19 protein-coding genes are annotated in these 20045 nt (G+C 70.3%); 13 read left to right on the top strand and 6 right to left on the bottom strand.

The annotated features are described in order from the left end of the window. The first annotated feature begins 60 nt into the window (after positions 1–60). Positions 61–945: a 4-hydroxy-tetrahydrodipicolinate synthase gene (dapA, locus tag IEX18_RS12030; RefSeq protein ID WP_188659007.1), complete on the top strand. Its 885-nt coding sequence runs from the start codon at positions 61–63 to the stop codon at positions 943–945. 78 nt (positions 946–1023) lie between these two features. Here the strand turns inward: dapA and IEX18_RS12025 are convergent, their stop codons facing one another. Next, positions 1024–1734, bottom strand: coding sequence for an SIMPL domain-containing protein (locus IEX18_RS12025; protein WP_188659006.1), 711 nt, complete (start codon positions 1732–1734; stop codon positions 1024–1026). A gap of 158 nt (positions 1735–1892) precedes the next feature. On the opposite strand from IEX18_RS12025, the gene smpB reads away from it, so the two are divergent. The 8 genes from smpB (at position 1893) to IEX18_RS11985 (ending at position 12838) form a co-directional block, all read left to right on the top strand. After that, positions 1893–2375, top strand: coding sequence for an SsrA-binding protein SmpB (gene smpB, locus IEX18_RS12020; RefSeq protein ID WP_188659005.1), 483 nt, complete (start codon positions 1893–1895; stop codon positions 2373–2375). After that, the gene (locus IEX18_RS12015; RefSeq protein ID WP_188659004.1) at positions 2375–2962 is read left to right on the top strand and encodes a DUF2062 domain-containing protein; all 588 of its coding nucleotides are present in this window, start codon (positions 2375–2377) and stop codon (positions 2960–2962) included. The genes smpB and IEX18_RS12015 overlap by 1 nt, the downstream gene beginning before the upstream one ends. A 58-nt stretch (positions 2963–3020) precedes the next feature. Next, positions 3021–5102 carry a M13 family metallopeptidase gene (locus IEX18_RS12010; protein WP_188659003.1) on the top strand — a complete coding sequence of 694 codons (2082 nt, stop codon included), beginning with the start codon at positions 3021–3023 and terminating at the stop codon, positions 5100–5102. A gap of 153 nt (positions 5103–5255) precedes the next feature. Further along, entirely contained in the window at positions 5256–7655 is a 2400-nt protein-coding gene (locus tag IEX18_RS12005; RefSeq protein ID WP_188659002.1) for a hybrid sensor histidine kinase/response regulator, read from the top strand. 16 nt (positions 7656–7671) lie between these two features. Next, positions 7672–8019: a response regulator gene (locus IEX18_RS12000; protein WP_188659001.1), complete on the top strand. Its 348-nt coding sequence runs from the start codon at positions 7672–7674 to the stop codon at positions 8017–8019. Between the two features lie 178 nt (positions 8020–8197). Next, positions 8198–9928, top strand: coding sequence for a dihydroxy-acid dehydratase (gene ilvD / locus IEX18_RS11995; protein WP_188659000.1), 1731 nt, complete (start codon positions 8198–8200; stop codon positions 9926–9928). Between the two features lie 382 nt (positions 9929–10310). After that, complete coding sequence (locus IEX18_RS11990; RefSeq protein ID WP_188658999.1) at positions 10311–11675, top strand: NAD(P)H-hydrate dehydratase; 1365 nt, start codon at positions 10311–10313, stop codon at positions 11673–11675. Beyond that, the gene (locus tag IEX18_RS11985) at positions 11666–12838 is read left to right on the top strand and encodes a class I SAM-dependent RNA methyltransferase (protein WP_188658998.1); all 1173 of its coding nucleotides are present in this window, start codon (positions 11666–11668) and stop codon (positions 12836–12838) included. The genes IEX18_RS11990 and IEX18_RS11985 overlap by 10 nt, the downstream gene beginning before the upstream one ends. Here IEX18_RS11985 and truA read toward each other — a convergent pair. Both truA and fmt read right to left on the bottom strand, forming a co-directional pair. Then, positions 12828–13577 carry a tRNA pseudouridine(38-40) synthase TruA gene (gene truA, locus IEX18_RS11980; protein ID WP_188658997.1) on the bottom strand — a complete coding sequence of 250 codons (750 nt, stop codon included), beginning with the start codon at positions 13575–13577 and terminating at the stop codon, positions 12828–12830. The genes IEX18_RS11985 and truA overlap by 11 nt on opposite strands. Then, entirely contained in the window at positions 13574–14665 is a 1092-nt protein-coding gene (gene fmt, locus IEX18_RS11975) for a methionyl-tRNA formyltransferase (RefSeq protein ID WP_188658996.1), read from the bottom strand. The genes truA and fmt overlap by 4 nt, the downstream gene beginning before the upstream one ends. A gap of 52 nt (positions 14666–14717) precedes the next feature. Between fmt and recR the strand changes: the two genes are divergently transcribed. The 4 genes from recR (at position 14718) to IEX18_RS11955 (ending at position 18313) form a co-directional block, all read left to right on the top strand. Further along, the gene (recR, locus tag IEX18_RS11970) at positions 14718–15314 is read left to right on the top strand and encodes a recombination mediator RecR (RefSeq protein WP_188658995.1); all 597 of its coding nucleotides are present in this window, start codon (positions 14718–14720) and stop codon (positions 15312–15314) included. A 38-nt stretch (positions 15315–15352) separates the two neighbouring features. Further along, positions 15353–15877: a peptide deformylase gene (gene def, locus IEX18_RS11965; RefSeq protein ID WP_188658994.1), complete on the top strand. Its 525-nt coding sequence runs from the start codon at positions 15353–15355 to the stop codon at positions 15875–15877. Between the two features lie 238 nt (positions 15878–16115). Continuing rightward, positions 16116–17552 (top strand): DNA recombination protein RmuC, encoded by a 1437-nt coding sequence (locus tag IEX18_RS11960; protein ID WP_188658993.1) that lies wholly within the window; start codon positions 16116–16118, stop codon positions 17550–17552. Continuing rightward, the gene (locus IEX18_RS11955; protein WP_188658992.1) at positions 17552–18313 is read left to right on the top strand and encodes an AAA family ATPase; all 762 of its coding nucleotides are present in this window, start codon (positions 17552–17554) and stop codon (positions 18311–18313) included. The genes IEX18_RS11960 and IEX18_RS11955 overlap by 1 nt, the downstream gene beginning before the upstream one ends. Before the next feature lie 9 nt (positions 18314–18322). Here IEX18_RS11955 and IEX18_RS11950 read toward each other — a convergent pair whose 3' ends face one another. From IEX18_RS11950 to IEX18_RS11940, 3 genes are all read right to left on the bottom strand, one after another. Next, positions 18323–19123: a TrmH family RNA methyltransferase gene (locus tag IEX18_RS11950; protein WP_188658991.1), complete on the bottom strand. Its 801-nt coding sequence runs from the start codon at positions 19121–19123 to the stop codon at positions 18323–18325. 233 nt (positions 19124–19356) lie between these two features. Beyond that, on the bottom strand, positions 19357–19626 hold the full coding sequence (locus IEX18_RS11945) for an HPr family phosphocarrier protein (protein ID WP_188658990.1): 270 nt from the start codon (positions 19624–19626) through the stop codon (positions 19357–19359). Next, positions 19623–20030, bottom strand: coding sequence for a PTS sugar transporter subunit IIA (locus IEX18_RS11940; protein WP_188658989.1), 408 nt, complete (start codon positions 20028–20030; stop codon positions 19623–19625). The genes IEX18_RS11945 and IEX18_RS11940 overlap by 4 nt, the downstream gene beginning before the upstream one ends. Positions 20031–20045: the final 15 nt, after the last annotated feature.

Below are 20045 nucleotides of genomic sequence, written 5' to 3'. Positions count from 1 at the left end.
CTGTCCTGAACGAAATGCGGCCAAAGCTATTTTCCGGTCGCAAGAAGGACGCCCTACGCCATGTTTTCCGGATCGATTCCCGCGCTCGTCACCCCCTTCGATGCCGAAGGACGATTCGACGAGCGTGCCTTTCGCGACCTTGTCGAGTGGCAGATCGCGGAACGCTCGTCGGCGCTGGTCGCCTGCGGCACGACGGGCGAGGCGGCGACGCTCGACAAGGACGAGCATTTCCATGTCGTGCGGGTCTGCATCGACCAGGCGCGGGGGCGGGTGCCGGTGATCGCCGGGGCCGGGTCGAACGATACGCGCGTCGCGATCGCCAATCTGGCGGCCGCGCGCGACGCCGGCGCGGCCGCGGCGCTGATGGTGCCGCCCTATTACAACCGCCCCTCGCAGGAGGGGATCTTCCGCCACTTCGAGGCGCTGGCGGCGGACGCACCGTTGCCCATCATCCTCTACAATGTGCCCGGACGGACGGTGACGGACATCCAGCCCGCCACGGTGATCCGGATCGTTCGGGCCTTTCCGAAAGTCTTCGTCGGCATCAAGGATGCGACCGGGGTGCTGACGCGCGCCACCCAGCACCGTCTGGCGCTGGGGCCGGACTTCATCCAGTTGTCCGGCAATGACGAGACGGCGTTGCCCTTCAACGCGCTGGGCGGGGTGGGGTGCATCTCGGTGACCGCCAATGTCGCGCCGCGGCTATGCGCCGACTTCCAGACCGCCTGTGCCGAGGCCCGGTGGGGAGATGCGCTGGCGCTGCACGACCGGCTGTATCCGCTGCACGAGGCGATGTTCACCGACGCCTCGCCCGGCCCGGCCAAATATGCGCTGGGGGTGGTGCGGCCGGGCTTTCCGCAGACGCTGCGGCTGCCGATGACGCCGGCGGGCGAGGCCTCGCGCGGGCTGGTGGACGCGGCGCTGGCGACGGCGGGGCTGCGCTGACCCAGTCGACCTCCGCCGGACGACGGCGAGCTGCGTTCTACAATTGTTCCACGTGGAACATTCCTCCGTCGATGCCGCTCATCGCAGGTAGAAGTCGATCGTCGTCACCACGCGCACCTTCTTGAAGGGCGTGTCGGCGACGCCATAGCCCGCCTGCTCGCCGTCGCGCGCCTCGACGGAGAAATAGCCCTGCGTCGCGCTCTTGATCCCGCCGACGCCGGTGTCGCTGTCCTTGGCGAACTGCTCCGCCGCCGCGCGCGCGTCGCGGGTGGCTTCGGCCACCATCGCGGGCTTCACCGCATTGAGTTTGGTGAAGCTGTAGGTCATTCCCGACCCCTCCTGCAGGACGACGCCGTTGCGGACGAGGTCGAACTGCCGCGCGACCGCCGCCCGTGCCCGCGCGATATCGGTGGTGCGCAGTTGCAGCCGCTGGCTGACCGTGACGCGCTGGACGCCGTTGATGAAATTCTCCTGCACGCCGGCGCCGGCCGGGCTGAGCGCCGAATCGGGAAAGCCGAGCGCGGCGAAGAAGCGGCGGATCGTCTGCGTGTCGCGGTCGATCTGCGCCTGCACCGTCGCCAGGTCGCTGCCCGCTTCCGAATAGTTGAGCGTCCACACGGCGAGATCCGCGGTGACGTTGCGCTCGGCAAGGCCGCGGACCGTCACCGACCGGTCGGCGAGATGCGCACGAACCAGTCCGTTCCCCATCAGATAGCCGCCCGCCACCAGGCCCGCCGCCAGTACCGCGGCCGATGCCAGCCCTGTTCCCCGCGTCCATGCCCGATCCATGCCCAGCCTCCTGCCTAGAGGCCGAGAGATGGAGTATCATCGATGAACCGTGCATGAGCAGCGACGAAGCGTTCGATCTGCCGGTCCGTCCCGACTTTGCGCATGTCCGCCGCGCAGCCGCTTCCCAGCGACCCCGGCGACGCCTACATCGCTCGCGCATGTCCCGTCCCAAGCCCGCAACCTTCGACAAGAAGAAGATCGTCGCCGAGAACCGCAAGGCCCGGTTCGACTACAGTATCGACACGGTCTACGAGGCCGGGATCGCGCTGACCGGCACCGAGGTGAAGAGCCTGCGCTTTGGCGAAGGCTCGATCGCGGAAAGCTATGCGGAGGTGAAGGGAGAGGAGATCTGGCTGGTCAACGCCAACGTCCCCGAATTCAGCCACGGCAACCGGTTCAATCACGAGGCCAAGCGGCCGCGTAAATTGCTCCTTCATCAGCGGGAAATAAACAAGCTGCACGGAGCGGTGGCGCGCGAAGGCATGACCCTGGTGCCGCTGTCGGTCTATTTCAATTCGCGGGGGCGGGCGAAGGTGGAGCTGGCATTGGCCAAGGGTCGCAAGGCGCACGACAAGCGCGAGGCGATCAAGGAGCGCGACTGGAAGCGCGAGGCCGGCCGCATCCTGCGCGACCGCGGCTGATGGCGTCCGCGCCGCCCTCCATGTGGCAGCGCTCGGCCGCCTGGTGCCGCCGCAACCTGCCGACGCGCGAGTCGATGGAGCGCAGCCGGCTGCTCCGCCCGGTCTCGCATCGCGTGCTGGCGCCCGAACTGTGGCGCTTCACCCGCCGCTCGGTGCCGCGGGGCGTCGCGCTGGGCATGATCGCGGGCTTCCTGTTCCCGGTCGCGCAGATCGCGATCGCGGCGGTCTTCGCGCTGCCGTTCCGCGCCAATGTGCCGGTGGCGGCGCTGACCACCTTCATCACCAATCCGCTGACCACGCCGCTCCTGTGGTTCGTCGCCTATCGCATCGGCGCGTGGATGATGCGCACCGATGTGCCGATGGTCAGCCAGCCGGTGCAGGAGGCGGCGACGGGGTGGCTGCAATGGGCGACCGGCTGCCTGCACTGGCTGTGGGACCAGGGACCCGCCTTCGGCATCGGGCTGCTGGTGCTGACCGGGCTCGCCTCCACGCTCGGCTATGCGCTGTCCGCGCTCGGCTGGCGGCTGTGGATCGCGCGCAAATGGCGGCATCGCCACGCCGTGCGCGATCAACGTCAGGACGTTTGACGTGCCGTATTAGCGCGCTACAACGCCGGACACCGATTTTGGTGTCAAAGGATACGAGATGCGCCGGCGCCTGTTCGCTACCCTGCTCCTGACCTCCGTTACCACCGCCGCGATCGCCCAGACGACCGCCACCTCCCAAAGCTCCGCTCCCGCCGCGACCGCACCGGTCGCCGCCAGCGGCAAGCCGAGCCTCGGGACGTTCGGCGTCGACCTGACCGGCATGGACACTTCGGTGAAGCCGGGCGACGACTTCTACCGCTTCGTCAACGGCAAGTGGAACGACCGGACCGAGATCCCCGCCGACCGGTCGAGCTGGGGCGGCTTCGGCATCCTGCGTGACCTCTCCGACCAGCGCACCCGCCAGGTGATCGAGGATTCGGCCAAGGCGCCGGGCGCGACCGGGGGCGTCGGGCAGAAGATCGGCACCGTCTATGCGAGCTTCATGGACGAGGCGGCGATCGAGCGGGCGGGTGCGACCCCGCTCAAGCCCTATCTCGCCGCGATCGACGCGGTGAAGACCCCGGCGCAGCTCGCTTCCGCCTTCGCCAACGCCAACCGTCGCGGCATCGGCATGCCGATCGGCGTCGGCGTCGAGCAGGACCTGAAGGACAACAGCGTCTACTCGGTCTATCTCGGCCAGGGCGGACTGGGCCTTCCCGATCGCGACTATTACCTCGTCGACAATCCGAAGTTCGCCGAGGCGCGGACCAAATATGTCGCGCACATCGCGACGATGCTGCGCCTGGCCGGTCGCCCCGATCCGGACGGGGCGGCGCAGCGCATCTTCGCGCTCGAGAAGCAGATCGCCAAGGTCCACTGGACCCGCGCCGAGCAGCGGCAGGTCGACAAGCTCTACAACCCTGTGCCCGAGGCGCAGCTGGCCACGAGGATGCCCGGCTTCGACTGGGCGACCTTCCTGAAGGGCGCGGGCTTCGCCGGCCAGCCGCGCGTGATCGCCAGCCAGCCGTCCGCGCTGACCGCCACCGCCAAGATCATCGGCGCGACCCCGATTGCGACCTGGCGCGACTATCTGGCGTTCCACACGATCAGCGACGCCGCGCCGCTCCTGTCCAAGCCGTTCGTCGACGCGAACTTCGCCTTTTACGGCACGACGCTGAGCGGGACCCCGCAGCTCAAGGAGCGGTGGAAGCGGGGCGTCGACCTCGTCAACGGCAGCATGGGCGAGGCGGTCGGCCAGGTCTATGTCCAGCGCTACTTCCCGCCCGAGGCCAAGGCCAAGGCCGACGAGCTGGTGCGCAACATCATCGCCGCGTTCGACCTCCGGCTCCAGCGGCTCGAATGGATGGCGCCCGAGACCAAGGTCAAGGCGCGGCAGAAGCTCGCCGCCTTCACCGCCAAGATCGGCTATCCGGACAAGTTCCGTGACTATACCGCGCTGCGCGTGGTGCCGGGCGACGTGCTGGGCAACGCCCAGCGTGCGACCGAGTTCGAGTATGACCGCCAGCTCGCCAAGATCGGCAAGCCGGTCGACCGGTCGGAGTGGTTCATGACTCCGCAGACGGTCAACGCCTATGCCAATCCGCTGATGAACGAGATCGTCTTCCCGGCGGCGATCCTCCAGCCACCCTTCTTCGATCCGAACGCCGATCCGGCGGTTAATTACGGCGCGATCGGCGCGGTGATCGGCCACGAGATCAGCCATCACTTCGACGATCAGGGCCGCAAGTTCGATCCGAAGGGCAATCTGGTCGAATGGTGGACGCCGCAGGACGCGGAGCGGTTCAAGGCCTATACCGACCGCGTGGTCGCGCAATATTCGGCCTATGAGCCGATCCCGGGCATGCATGTGAACGGCGAGCTGACGCTGGGCGAGAACATGGCCGATCTGGCGGGCGTCAACGTCGCCTACGACGCCTACAAGATCTCGCTGAACGGCAAGCCCGCGCCGGTGATCGGTGGCTATACGGGCGACCAGCGCTTCTTCCTTGGCTTCGGCCAGGTCTGGCAGAACAAGTCGCGCGAGGCAGCGCTGCGCCAGCAGCTGACGACCGATCCGCATACGCCGGGCGCCTGGCGGCCCTATGTGGTCCGCAATCTCGACGCCTGGTATCCGGCGTTCAACGTCCAGCCGGGCGAGAAATACTATCTGTCGCCGGCGGATCGTATCAAGGTCTGGTAATCGGGAAGGGCGGCTCGGAAGGGCCGCCCTTTTTTCGGTACGCTTCATCCTCCCCCGCCATGGGGAGGATTGCCCGCCCCAACGCCCACCGAGCTTTTCGCCCCGTTCACCATCGCTTGACGTCACCCGCTTGCCCGCCCGAAGAGGGGCGTCATGGCTCCGCTTCCCTCCCGTCCCGCGCCGACCCGGATCGCCGCCCTCGTCGCCGTGCTGACGGCGGTGGCGGCCGGTGCGATCGCGCTGGGGGTGGCGCGCGACTGGCTGATCGCCGGCGGGTTCGCGGCGGCGGGCGTGGTCGCCTGCGGCGCGGCCATCGCGTGGCGGCTGCTCGCGCCGGTCGCGCCGCCGCCGGTCCGGTCGATCGACTGGCATCTGGCCCGTGCGATCGCCTGCACCGGCGAGGACCCGGTCGCGGTCACCGACCGGGGCGGCCGGCTGGTCTGCGCGAACGACGCCTTCGTCGCGCTCTTTCCCGACCTGCCGACCCCGCCCAGCCTGCCGCTCGGCGAGACGGCGATCGCGCGCATGGCCGAGGCGGCGCGGATCGCCTGGCGCGACGGCTTCGCCCGGGCCGAGGGCGTGGACGGCCTCTACGACGTCACGCTGGTCCGTGCCGGCGACGAGGCGGACATGCTGGTCTGGCGGCTCGCCCGCCCCGACGCGCGCGGCGCGTTCGAGGCGCTGCGGCGGATGGTCGCGGGGCCGATCGGCGACCGGCTCGGTCGGGCGGGTGCGATGGCGGCGTTGGTAGCGCATGACGGAACGGTGATCGCCGCCGATCCCGGCCTGACCCGGCGCGCGCTGGGCGAGGGCAACGGCACGCTCGAAGGGCGCGATCTCGCCGAATTCGTCACCGGCGACGGGCGCGGCATGCTCCGCCTCGCCCGCGAAGGGGACCGGGGACCGCCACTCCGCTTCCTCGAAATCCCGTTCCTTGACGCGGCGGACGCGCCGCTGCTCGTCCTGCTGCTCGACGATCTCGGCGCGGCCGCGCTGCCCGGCTCGGGCGGGGCGGGGCCCGACCATGTCCGCGCCTTTGTCGGGCTGATGCCCTTCGGCATGGCACTGGTCGATCGCGACGGCCGCTTCCTGCAGATGAACGCCGCCTTCATCCGCGCCGCGGGCGCCGATGCCAAGGCGCTACCCGTCTATCCGGGCGACCTGGTGGTGCGCGAGGACAAGACGGCGGTCGCCGATGCGATCCGCCGCTTCGCCGCCGGCGCGACCCACTCGGCCGATATGGCGGTGCGGCTCAAGGACTTTCCCGAAGAGCCGGTCGCGCTGACGATCGCCGGCGCGCGCGGGCTGGGCGATGCGGCGGTGCTGCTCAGCCTAAAGAACAATTCCGAGGAGACGCGTCTTAAGCGCGAGGTGGCGCAGGCCACCAAGATGCAGGCGGTCGGCCAGCTGGCGGGCGGCGTCGCGCACGACTTCAACAATATTCTCACCGCGATCCTGGGGCATTGCGACCTGATGCTGATGCGCCACGCGCCGGGCGACAGCGACTATGACGACATCCAGCAGATCCGCACCAACTCGAACCGCGCCGCCAGCCTGACCCGGCAGCTGCTCGCCTTTTCGCGCCAGCAGACGCTGCGGCCGCAGATCCTGCAGCTGCCCGACGTCGTCTCCGAGGTGTCGACGCTGCTCAAGCGGCTGATGGGCGAGACGGTGCGGCTCGACGTCAGCCACGGCCGCGGCCTGGGCCCCGTCCGCGCCGATCCGGGGCAGATGGAGCAGGTCGTCGTCAACCTCGCCGTCAACGCGCGCGACGCGATGCTCTCCGCCAATCCCGCGGGCGGTGGCACGCTGACCATCCAGACCCGCGCCGTTGCCGCGGACGAGGTGCGCGCGATGGGCAACGAGATCCTGCCGGTCGCGGACTATACCGCCCTGTCGGTCAGCGACACCGGCACCGGCATCCCGCCCGACGTGCTGCCGAAGATCTTCGAACCCTTCTTCACCACCAAGGAGACGGGCAAGGGCACGGGCCTGGGCCTGTCGACCGTCTACGGCATCGTCAAACAGTCCGGCGGCTGGATCTTCGCCGACTCGCGTCCCGGCAAGGGCGCGACCTTCACCATCTATCTGCCGGTGCATGCCGCCGGCGCCGCGCCGGCGCGACTGCCGCCGCCCAAGCCGGCCCCGCGCGCCACGACGCCCTGGGGCCAGGGGACGATCCTGCTGGTCGAGGACGAGGACATGGTGCGCGCGGTCGCCGAGCGCGCCCTGACGCGACAGGGCTATAGCGTGCTGACCGCCGAGAATGGCGAGGCGGCGCTCGAGCTGATCGAGGCGTCGCCGCGGCCCGACATCCTCGTCTCCGACGTGGTCATGCCGATGATGGACGGGCCGACCATGGTCCGCCGGGTGCGCGAGCGCTATCCCGACCTGCCGGTGCTGTTCATGTCGGGCTATGCCGAGGAGCAGCTGCGCCGCTCGATCGATCTCGACAATGTCTCCTTCCTGCCCAAGCCCTTCTCCGTCCAGCAGCTGGCGGAGGCGGTGGCGGCGATGCAGCCGGCCGCACCGTTGCCAGACCGTTCCGGTTGAGGCAAAGGCGATGGCGATGACGCCGCAGAACATTCTCATCGTCGAGGACGAGCCGCTGATCGCGATGATGCTCGAGGATTTCCTCGAGGTGCTCGATCGCAGGGTCGCCGGCAATGCCGACACCGTCGCCGGCGCGCTCGCGCGCGTCCAGGAGGGCGGGATCGACGCCGCGATCCTCGACCTCAACCTGCGGGGCGGCGAGAAGAGCACCCCCGTGGCCGAGGCGCTGGCCGATGCCGGCGTCCCCTTCGTCTTCGCGACGGGCGGCAGCGACGACAGCGTCGACGAACGCTTCCGCGATCGCCCGGTGCTCCAGAAGCCGTTCACGATGGACGGCGTGGCGAAGGCGCTGGCGTCGCTCTGAGGATCAGGGGGCGACCGGGAACGCCCCCTTGCCGTCACGTCGCCCCGGCGCAGGCTGGGGCCTTCCGCGATCGACTGTGCAATAGCCGCGAGAGATCCCGGCCTCCGCCGGGACGACGGAGCGCGCGACGCAATTTGCTTGCGCGAACCCCGCCTGCCGCGACATAGGCGGCGCCATCATGACCGATACAGCATCCCGTTTCGACAAGTCCCGCCTGCCCAGCCGCCATGTCTCGGTCGGGCCGGAGCGTGCGCCGCACCGCAGCTATTATTATGCCATGGGCCTCAGCGAGGAAGAGATCGCGCGGCCGTTCGTCGCGCTCGCCTCGGCCGGCAACAATTCGGCGCCGTGCAATACCGCGCTCGACGCGCAGGCGGATGCGGCGCAGGCCGGAGTGGTGCAGGGCGGCGGCCTGCCGCGGCGGTTCAACACCATCACCGTCACCGACGGCATCGCCATGGGCCATCAGGGCATGAAGTCCTCGCTGGTCAGCCGCGAGATCATCGCCGATTCGATCGAGGTCAGCGTGCGCGGCCATTGCTACGACGCGCTGGTCGGCTTTGCCGGGTGCGACAAGTCGCTGCCCGGCATGATGATGGCGATGCTGCGGCTCAACGTGCCGTCGATCTTCGTCTATGGCGGGTCGATCCTGCCCGGCCGCTATCACGACCGCGACGTGACCGTGGTCGACGTGTTCGAGGTGGTCGGGAAGTATGCCGCGGGCGCCTGCCCGCTCGGCGAGGTCCATGCGCTGGAGAAGGTCGCCTGTCCGGGGCACGGCGCGTGCGGCGGGCAGTTCACCGCCAACACCATGGCGTGCGTCGGCGAGGCGATCGGCCTCAGCCTGCCCAACAGCAACATGGTGCCCGCGCCCTATAGCAGCCGCGAGCAGATCGCGGTCGCGGCGGGCGCGCAGGTGATGGAGCTGATCGCCGCCAATATCCGCCCGCGCGACATCTGCACGCGCGAGGCGTTCATCAACGCCGCCCGGATCGTCGCGGCGACCGGCGGCTCGACCAACGGCGCGCTCCACCTGCCGGCGATGGCGCATGAGGCGGGCATCCGCTTCGACCTGTTCGACGTCGCCGAGATCTTCAAGACCACGCCCTATATCGCCGACCTGAAGCCGGGCGGGCGCTATGTGGCCAAGGACATGTACGAGGCCGGCGGCATCTACATGCTGATGAAGACGCTGCTGGCCGAGGGATTGCTGTACGGCGACTGCCTTACGGTGACCGGGCGGACGCTCGCCGAGAATATCGACCAGGTGACGTGGAACCCCGACCAGAAGGTGATCTACGACGCGAAGACGCCGATCACGCCCACAGGCGGCGTCGTCGGCCTGCGCGGCTCGCTGGCGCCAGAGGGCGCGATCGTCAAGGTCGCGGGGATGCATCGCCTCCAGTTCGAGGGGCCGGCGCGCTGCTTCGACTGCGAGGAAGACGCCTTTGCCGCGGTCGAGGCGCGCAGCATCCAGGAGGGCGAGGTGATCATCATCCGCTACGAGGGGCCGAAGGGCGGGCCGGGGATGCGCGAGATGCTGTCCACCACCGCGGCGCTCTATGGCCTCGGCATGGGGGAGAAGGTGGCGCTGATCACCGACGGACGCTTCTCGGGCGGAACCCGCGGATTCTGCATCGGCCATGTCGGACCGGAAGCCGCCGAGGGCGGCCCGATCGCGCTGGTCGAGGACGGCGACCCGATCCGTATCGATGCCGAGGCGGGGACGATCGACCTGCTCGTCGACGAGGCGGTCCTGGCCGAGCGTCGGTCCCGCTGGCAGCCGCGGGTGAACGACTATCAGTCGGGCGCGCTGTGGCGCTATGCGCAGAATGTCGGCCCGGCCTGGGCGGGCGCGGTGACGCATCCGGGCGCCGCGGCGGAGCGGCACGTCTACGCGGATATTTGAGGGGGCGGAAGCGCCTCCTCGCCCGGCATTTGCGCGCTTCTCGTCGTCATCCCAGCGAAGGCTGGGATCTTCCGGCGATAGCGCGGGGCAGGAGGGGCTTGCGGCCTCAGCCTTCGCTGGGGCGACGGTCGGGGCTGATGCGAAAGTGACCGCGTCATGCCGGACTTGTTCCGGCATCCACCGCGCGGCAAGCGTATCAGGCGTTGATTCTTGCTGGACCGTGGATCCCGGAACAGGTCCGGGATGACGATCAGAAGGAGCCACCGTCGCGACTTCCGCAGAGGTCTCGCCTGCCCGGGGATGACGGGCTGTGGCAGAGGTGGACCGCAATCCCACACCGCCCTTTGACACGCCGCCGCCTGCCGGTTCAAAGGCCTGCGCCATGCTCCCGATATCCGGCACCCCCGTCCTGACCGCCGCGGCGATGCGCGCTGCCGAGGCGGCGCATGGCGACCTCGCCGCGCTGATGGAGCGTGCGGGCGGAGGGATCGCCGCGGCGGTCCATCGTCTCGCGGCCGGTGCCGAGGTGCTGATCCTGTGCGGGCCGGGCAATAATGGCGGTGACGGCTATGTCGCCGCGCGTCTGCTCGCCGAGGCGGGTCTGCCGGTCAGGGTCGCGGCATCGGCAGAGCCGCGCACCGACCTCGCCCGCGCCGCCCGGGTGCGCTGGACGGGGCCGGTCGAGCCGCTGGCGGAAGCGCGGCCTGCGCCGGTGCTGGTCGATGCGCTGTTCGGCACCGGCCTGACCCGCCCCGTCGCGGAGGCGGACACGCTCGTCCGGCTCGCCGGGGCGGCGCGGCTCGCCATCGCCGTGGACCTGCCGAGCGGCGTCGAGACCGACAGCGGCGCGTGCCTCTCCCCGGTGCCGCCCTTCGCGGTGACGCTGGCGCTGGGCGCATTGAAGCCGGCCCACCTCCTCCATCCGGCGGCCGGTTTCTGCGGAGCGGTGCGGTGGATCGACCTCGGTCTGTGCCTGGACGCCGATACGCACGTGATGCGCCGTCCGCGCCTCGCGCGGCCCAAGGCGGAGGCGCATAAATATAGTCGTGGCATGGTCGCGATCGTCGCCGGGGCGATGCCGGGTGCGGCGGCGCTCGCTGTGACGGCGGCGGGCCGGGCGGGGGCAGGCTATGTCCTGCTGCTCGGCAGCGCGACCGATCGCCTGCCCCATGCCGTCGTCCGCCGCCGCTGGGCAGACGGCGCGCTGGATGACGCGCGGATCGGCGCGGTGCTGGTCGGGCCGGGGCTTGGACGGGACGAGACGGCGCGGGGGAAGCTGTCCGCCGTGCTCGCCGCGCCGCACCCGCTGGTGGTGGACGGGGATGCGCTCCATCTGCTCGATCCGGCAGCGCTGGCCGGCCGCACGGCACCCGCCATCCTGACGCCGCATGACGGCGAGTTCGCCGCGCTGTTCGGCGATCTGTCCGGCAGCCGTATCGACCGGGCGCGTGCCGCTGCTGCCAGCGCCCGCGCCATCGTCGTCCTGAAGGGCGCGGCCACCGTGATCGCCGGTCCCGACGGCCGCGTCGTCGTGTCCGAAACCGGCAGCCCGTGGCTCTCGACCGCGGGCACGGGCGACGTCCTCGCCGGCACCATCGCTGCACGGCTCGCCGGTCCGACCGACGCTTTCGCCGCGGCCTGTGCCGGGGTGTGGCTGCATGGCGAGGCCGCGCGCCGCGCCGGGCCGGCCTTTCTCGCGGACGATCTCGCCGCGCATCTGCCGCAGGCGATCGCGCAATGTCTCTGAGCCCGATCCTGCGGGTCGCGGCGCGCGGCGACGGCGTCACCGGGGACGGCCGCCATATCGCCTTCACTGCGCCCGGTGACCTGATCGATGCGGACGGCGCGATCACGCCGGGGCCGCATCACCGGACCCCGCCGTGCCGGCACTTTCCGGAATGCGGCGGGTGCCAGCTCCAGCATCTCGACGACGAGAGCTATGCCGCCTTCTGCGTCGACCGGATCGCGAGCGCGCTGGACGCGCAGGGGCTGGCCGCGCCGATCCGCGCCGCCGCGCTGTCGCCGCCCGATACGCGCCGTCGCGCGACGCTCCATGCCGAACGCGGCCTGCTCGGCTTTGCGGTGGAGGGAAGCCACCAGCTCGTCGACGTGCGCGAATGCCATATCCTCGCGCCCGAGCTGTTCGCGCTGATCGCGCCGCTGCGGTCGCTGTTCCAGCGGCTAGGGCTGAAGCGCCGCGCCGACGTCCATCTAACGCTGGCCGATCAGGGGCCGGACATCCTGATCCGCGGCTGGTCGCCGGAAGGGCTGGCGGCGGCCGAGGCGCTGACCGGCTTCTGTCAGGCGAACGGCGTCGCCCGGCTGTCGCTCGACGACGGGCTCGGTCCCGAGACGCGGTGGGAGCCGCAGCCGGTCACGATCACGCTGGGCGACGTGCCGGTGCCGCTGCCCCCCGGCGCGTTCCTGCAAGCGACGCGCGAGGGGGAGGCGGCGCTGGTCGCCGCCGCGCGGGAGGCGGTGGGCGCGGCGCGGACGGTCGCGGACCTGTTCTCCGGCCTCGGCACCTTCGCGCTGGCGCTGCCGGCCAAGGTCTATGCCGCGGAGGGCGCGCGCGACGCGATCCTGTCGCTGAAGGCCGCTGCCAACGCGCGCGGGCGGCCGGTCTTCGCCGACCACCGCGACCTCTACCGGCGGCCGCTCACCATCGCCGAGCTCAACCGCTTCGATGCGGTCGTGCTCGATCCGCCGCGCGCGGGCGCGCGCGACCAGGTGGAGGCGCTCGCCGCCTGCACGGTCGGCAGCATCGCCTATGTCTCGTGCAACCCGGCCAGCTTTGCCCGCGACGCGAAGCTGATGGTGGCGGCGGGCTGGCGGATCGACTGGATCCAGCCGGTCGGCCAGTTCCGCTGGTCGACCCATGTCGAGCTGGCGGCGCGGCTCAGCCGCTGACGGGATAGGTCGCGCCGGTAAAGAACAGCCCGTCGGGCGGGGCGTTCAGACCCAGCCGGGTGCGGTCCGCCGCCACCAGCGCGTCGGCCAGATCGCCCGGCGTCCAGCGCCCCATGCCGACCAGCGCGAGGCAGCCGACCATCGAGCGGACCTGATGATGGAGGAAGGAGCGCGCCGCCGCCTCGATCACCACCAGATCGCCCTCACGGATCACGTCGAGCCGGTCGAGGGTGCGGACCGGACTGTCCGCCTGGCAATGCGCCGAGCGGAAGGTGGTGAAGTCGTGCCGGCCCACCAGTTGCGCCGCGCCCTCCGCCATCGCTGCGGTGTCGAGCGGCTGGGGCACCTGCCAGGCCAGCCCCTTCTCGAAGGTCAGCGGCGCGCGGCGGTTGACGATGCGATATTCATAGGCGCGTCCGAGGCAGGAGAAGCGCGCATGCCAGTCGTCGGCCACGACCGCGCAGCCGAGCACCGCGACCGGGTTCGGCCGCAGCCGGGCGTTCAGGGCTTCCATCAGCCGGAAGGGCGCGATCGGCTTGGCGATGTCGCAATGCGCGCGCATCGCCAGCGCGTGGACACCCGCATCGGTGCGGCCCGCGGCGTGGACCTGCACCGCTTCGCCCGTGATCGCCTGCGCCGCCTCTTCGAGCGCCTGCTGCACGCTCGGCCCATGCGCCTGCCGCTGCCAGCCCATGAAGGGGCGGCCGTCATATTCCACGGTCAGCGCGAAGCGGGTCAAAGCCGCGTGCCTGCGGGAATGGGGAAGCCGCGGAGGAGTTCCTCCGCACTCGCCACGCCGCGCCCGGCGCGTTGCACCAGCGTCGGTCGAAGCGCGCCGTTCAGACAGGCTATGGTGAGGCGATCGTCGAGGACCAAACCAGCCTTGTCATCCCCGCGGAGGCGGGGATCCATATTCTCTGACGTTTCGAGGGATGCGGAAGGCTCCCACGCGTCTGGATCCTCGCCTCCGCGGGGATGACCGGGGGTATGTGCGAAGGCCTGATGCAGGCCGGAATTTCCCGTGGCGCCTGCCGTGACCTCCGCATCAAGGCCCCAGCCTTCGCTGGGGCGACGGTCGGAGGCGATGACCTCCGCCGCCAGCACCTTCACCCGCTCGCCCGCCACCTCGAACCATGCGCCGGGCGCCGGGTTCATCGCGCGGATCAGGCGTTCGACCGCCGTGGCATCCTGCGCGAAGTCGATCCGCGCCTCCGCCTTGTCGATCTTCGCGGCATAGGTGACGCCGTCCGTCGGCTGCGGCACCGGCGGGTGGCCGTCAAGATCGGCCAGCACCCGCACCATCAGCGCCGCGCCCATGGTGGCGAGTTCGTCGGTCAGCGCGCCCGCCGTCTTGCCGTCGACGGCGGTCCGCCCCTCGAGCCGCACCGGCCCGGTGTCGAGGCCCGCCTCCATCTGCATGATCCCGACGCCGGTCTCCGCGTCGCCGGCGAGGATCGCGCGCTGCACCGGCGCGGCGCCCCGCCAGCGCGGCAGCAGCGAGCCATGGACGTTGAGGCAGCCATGGCGCGGCGCATCGAGCACCGCGCGCGGCAGGATCAGGCCATAGGCGGCGACCACCGCCACATCGGCCTCCAGCGCCGCGAACGCCGCCTGTTCCTCCGCCCCCTTCAGCGACACCGGGGTGCGCACCGCGATGCCCAGCACCTCGGCGCGCTGCTGGACGGGGGAGGGCACCAGTTCGCGCCCGCGCCGGCCGCCGGGACGGGGCGGCTGGCTGTAGGCGGCGACGACGTCATGCCCCGCCGCGACCAGCGCCTCCAGCGTCGGCACCGCGAAGCCGGGCGTTCCCATGAAGATGATCCGCATCGCGCCCCCTTCCGCGCTGGCGCACCCCCGCGCAACCCCCTATCTGTTCCCCATGGCATCCCCCGAAATCGAAGCGCTGACCCAGGCGCTGGCCCGGTTGCCCGGGCTCGGCCCGCGCTCGGCCCGGCGCGCGGTGCTGCACCTTCTCAAGAAGCGCGAGGCGGCGCTGGGGCCGCTCCGCGCCGCGCTGGAGGCGGTGGACGAGCGGCTGGAGACCTGCGCCACCTGCGGCAATGTCGATACCGTCAACCCCTGCGCGATCTGCGCCGACCCGCGCCGCGATGCCCGCGCGCTGTGCGTGGTGGAGGAGGTGGCGGATCTGTGGGCGCTCGAACGCTCGCGGCTGTTCCCCGGCCGCTTCCATGTGCTCGGCGGGCGGCTGTCGGCGCTGGAGGGCATCCGGCCCGAGGATCTCGCGATCGAGGCGCTGGTCCGCCGGATCGAGGGCGGCGGGGTGGACGAGGTGGTGCTGGCGATGAACGCGACGCTGGAGGGGCAGACCACCGCCCATTATCTCGCCGAGCGGATCGAGCGTTTCCCCGTGCGCCTCACCCAGCTCGCCCATGGCCTGCCGGTGGGCGGGGAGCTCGACTATCTGGACGAGGGGACGCTGGCGCAGGCGCTGCGCGCGCGCCGCCCTGTGGCGTGAAACTTGACGGCGCATTTCGGCGCGCATAGCTGCCGCCCATGGCCGTACTCCCCATCGTCGAAGTTCCCGACCCCCGCCTCCGCCTCGTCTCCCAGCCGGTCGAGACGGTCGACGATGCGGTGCGCACCCTCGTCGCCGACATGACCGAGACGATGTATGCCGCGCACGGCATCGGCCTCGCCGCGATCCAGGTCGGGGTGGACAGGCGCGTCGTCGTCATCGACCTGCAGGAGGAGGAGGATGCGGAGGGCAAGCCCGTCCGCAACCCGCGCGCCTATATCAATCCCGAGATCCTGTCGGTGTCGGATGAGCAGTCGAGCTACAACGAGGGCTGCCTCTCGATCCCCGAACAATATGCCGAGGTGAAGCGCCCCTCCGCCTGCCGCGTCCGCTGGCTCGATACGGAGGGGCAGGTGCAGGAGGAGGAGATGACCGGCCTGCTCGCCACCTGCATGCAGCATGAGATCGACCATTGCGACGGCGTGCTGTTCATCGACCATATTTCGCGGCTGAAGCGGGACATGCTGATGAAGAAGCTGAACAAGGCCCGCCGCGCGGCCTGATATTGGGGCGGGCGGCTTGGCTTGGTCGCCTTTCCCAAAGCGATACGTCACCCCGGACGTGTTCCGGGGTCCACGCCTCCGCACGCGCATCCGACCGCGTTCACGCGGCACGGTGGATGCCGGGACGAGCCCGGCATGACGAGAGTAATGGGCTAACCTGCCCACTATCCAACCGCCCCCGCCACATTTCATCGCAAGCATCTGTTCGCGCCCCGCCGTTCCGGCTACGTTCCGCGGCATGACCGAATGGATCCTCGTTTCGCTGCTCGCCCTGGCGCTGGGCCTGCTCGCCGGCTGGCTGATCGCGGGCCGCCGCTCGGCCGCGCTCGCCAGCGATCTGGCCGTGGCGCAGACGCGGGCGGCCGATGCCGAGCTGCTCCGCCAGACCCGCGATGCGGTCGAGCGCGAGCGGAACGAGGCGTTGCAGGAGCTCGCCAGCCTGCGCGCGCAGGCGGCGGAGCGGCAGGCCGCGCATGAGGAGGCGCAGCGCCAGCTGCACCACGCCCGCACCGCGATGCAGGACCTCGCCTCGCTCCGCGCCCAGTCCGAGGAGCGGCAGGCCGCCCATGCCGAGACGCTGCGCCAGCTGACCGAGTTCAAGGAGGCGATGAACGCCCAGTTTGGCGCGGCGGCGGTGAAGGCGCTGGAGACGGCGCAGACCCGCTTCCTCGAACGCGCGCAGCAGCGCTTCACCGAATCGGAGCAGCTGCAGGGCCAGCGCCTCGCCGCGCTGCTCCAGCCGGTGCACGACCGGCTGCAACGCTATGAGGAGACGGTGACCAAGGTCGAGGCGGAGCGGCGCGATGCCTTCGGCAACCTGACCGGCCTGATGGAATCGATGCGGGTCGGACAGGAGACGGTGCGCAGCGAGGCGGCCAAGCTGGTCAACGCGCTGCGCAACGCCCCCAAGGCGCGGGGCCGCTGGGGCGAGCAGCAGCTGCGCAACGTGCTCGAAAGCTGCGGTCTGGCCGAACATACCGACTTCATGATGGAGGTCAGCGTCGCGGACGGGGAGGGCGGGCGACTGCGCCCCGACGCCATCGTCCGCGTGCCGGGCGGCAAGTCGCTGATCATCGACGCCAAGGTATCGCTCAACGCCTATCAGGACGCGTTCGGCGCGGTCGACGAGGGCGAGCGCCAGGCAGCGCTGATCGCGCACGTCCAGTCGATGAAGGCGCATGTCAACGGGCTCGGCAACAAGGCCTATTGGGCGCAGTTCGACGACACGCCCGAATATGTCGTGATGTTCGTTCCCGGCGAGCATTTCCTCTCCGCCGCGCTGGAGCATGATCCAACCTTGTGGGACTTCGCCTTCGACAAGCGCGTCCTGCTCGCGACGCCGACCAACCTGATCGCGATCGCCCGCACCGTCGCGGCGGTATGGCGGCAGGAGAAGCTGGCAAGCGAGGCCCGCGCGATCGGGGCCTTGGGGAAGGAATTGTACCAGCGGCTGGCGACGATGGGCAGCCATGTGTCGCGGCTGGGGCGCAATCTCGATACGGCGATGGGCGCCTATAATGCCTTTGTCGGCAGTCTCGAAAGCCAGGTGCTGACCAGTGCGCGCCGGTTCGAGAGCCTCAACATCGATACGGGCGGCAAGACGATCGATCCGCTGCCGATCGGCGAACAGGCCGTGCGGCCGCTGACCAAATTAACCGTGGAGGACGCGATCTGATGGCGCGGCAGTATCGGACGACGCTGCCATCGCCTTATCTGAAGCGGGTGCGCCTCGACCCGGCGCGCATCCCGCCGGATCGCCCCTATCCGTTCGACCTGCCGCTGTTCCGCGACGGGGATTTCGCGCTCGACTTCGATGCGCCGGTGACGATCATCGTCGGCGAGAACGGCGTCGGCAAGTCGACGCTGATCGAGGGGCTGGCCGCCGCGGCCGGCTTCGATCCGGCGGGTGGCGGTCCCGGGTATCGCCCGATGGATCACAGCGCGGCGGTCGAGACGAATGGCGATGTCCTCGCGCCAGCGCTTCGCTTGAGCTGGCTGCCCAAGGTGGGGCAGGGCTGGTTCTTCCGCGCGGAAAGCTTCTTCTCGGTCGCGCGCTATCTCGATCAGGCCGCGCTGGAGGTTGGGGCCGCGCCGCCCGATTTCCTCTCCTTCTCGCATGGCGAGGGCTTCCTCCGCTTTTTCGGCGAGCGGTGCGGGCGGCAGGGCATCTTCTTCTTCGACGAGCCGGAGTCGGCGTTGTCGCCGCGGCGCCAGTTCGACTTCCTGCGCATTCTCCGGACGATCCAGTCCGGCGCCAACGCACAGGTCATCATGGCGACCCACTCGCCGATCCTGATGGCGCTGCCCGGAGCGCGCCTTCTGTCGATGACGCCGGCAGGGCTCGACCCGGTCAGCATCGAGGAGCTTCCGCATTACCGGCTCTACCGCGAGTTCATCCTCGATCCCGCGGGCACGATCGAGGCGATGCTGGCATGAGCGCCACTCTCACCCGCGCTGTTGCGCCAGCACCTCATAGGCCATCACCGCGGTGGCGACCGCCGCGTTGAGGCTGTCGGCCTTGCCGAGCATCGGGATCTTGACGAGGAGGTCGCACGCCGCGGCATATTCGTCGGGCATCCCCTGCGCCTCGTTGCCGGTGAGGAGGAAGGTCGGGGCGGTATAGCGTGCCGAGCGATAGTCGTGATCGGTGTCGAGGCTGAGGCCGACCAGCTGCCCCGGCCCCAGTCGCAGCCAGTCGAGGAACGGCTGCCACTCGCTGCGCACCACCGGCACGGTGAACAATGCGCCCATGCTCGCGCGCACCGCCTCGACCGAGAAGGGGTCGACGCACTCGCCGATCAGGATCAGCCCGCCCGCGCCGACCGCGTCGCCGGTGCGCAGGATGGTGCCGAGATTGCCGGGATCGCGCAGCCGCTCCGCAACCAGCCAGATCCCCGCCGCCTGCCGGTCGATCGCGGCGAGCGGCGTGTCGAACTCCTCGAACACGCCGACCACCGCCTGCGGATTGTCCTTGCCCGAGAGTTTGGAGAGGATGTCGGGGGTCGTCTCGATCGCCTCGCCGCCCGCCGCCTCGACCGCCGCGACGAGCGTGCCGACAAGCGGATGGCCGGCGCTTTGCGCGGCGAAGAAGAGGAGGACGGGCAGCCGCCCCGCCTCGCGCGCCTCGGTCAGGATGCGCAACCCCTCGGCGAGGAAGCGGCGCTGCTCGCGCCGGTGCCGCTTGTCACGCAGGTCGCGGACGCTTTTGACGAGCGGGTTGGAATAGGCGGTGATCTGGCGGGGCATGCCGTTCGCGCTACACCGGGTTTCGGGCGGGGCCTAGGGTGTGATGCGGTTGGCGAGGACCGAAACTCCCCACGCCTTCTACGTCATGCCGGGCTTGTCCCGGCATCCACTGTGCCGCCCATGATCCGGCGATTGTTCTTGCGGGACGGTGGACCCCGGAACAAGTCCGGGGTGACGAATGGTTGCGGGAGCTGCCGTTTACTTGACTGTCGCGCGCGATCGCGCGCCCGCCCTCAATCCTCGCCGAACTTCGCCTCGACCAGCTCGACCAGCCGACCGACCGCATCCTCGGCGCCGTCGCCGCTGGCGGTGATGGTGATGGTGTCGCCCATCGCCGCGCCCAGCATCATCAGCCCCATGATCGAAGTGCCGGTGACCGCGCCGTCGTCCTTCTTCACCTCGACCTCGCAGGGCAGGCCGGAGGCGAGGGTGACGAACTTGGCGCTGGCGCGGGCATGGAGTCCGCGGCGATTGGCGATGGTGACGGTGCGAGTGACGGTCACGCGGCGGCCTCTCCCAGCACCTCGGAGGCGACGGAGATATATTTGCGGCCCGCCTCGCGCGCGGCGGCGACGGCGTCGACCACCTTCATCGCCTTGCGGGCCGAGCCGAGTCGGATCAGCATCGGCAGGTTCATGCCCGCGATCACCTCCACCCGGCCGCGCTCCATCAGGCTGATCGCGAGGTTGGAGGGGGTGCCGCCGAACAGATCGGTCAGCACGATCACCCCGCGTCCCATGTCGACCGCGGCGATCGCGGCGGCGATGTCCTGCCGCCGCTCCTCCATGTCATCGTCCGGGCCGATCGCGATCGTCGCCACGCGCTCCTGCGGGCCGACGACATGGACCATCGCGGTCACGAACTCGTCGGCGAGCCGCCCATGCGTCACCAGAACCAGACCGATCATAACCGGATATGCTAC

Origin of the sequence: Sphingomonas metalli, from assembly GCF_014641735.1 — a bacterium.
Classification (GTDB): domain Bacteria; phylum Pseudomonadota; class Alphaproteobacteria; order Sphingomonadales; family Sphingomonadaceae; genus Sphingomonas; species Sphingomonas metalli.
This window is presented reverse-complemented; position numbering and strand designations above follow the sequence as displayed.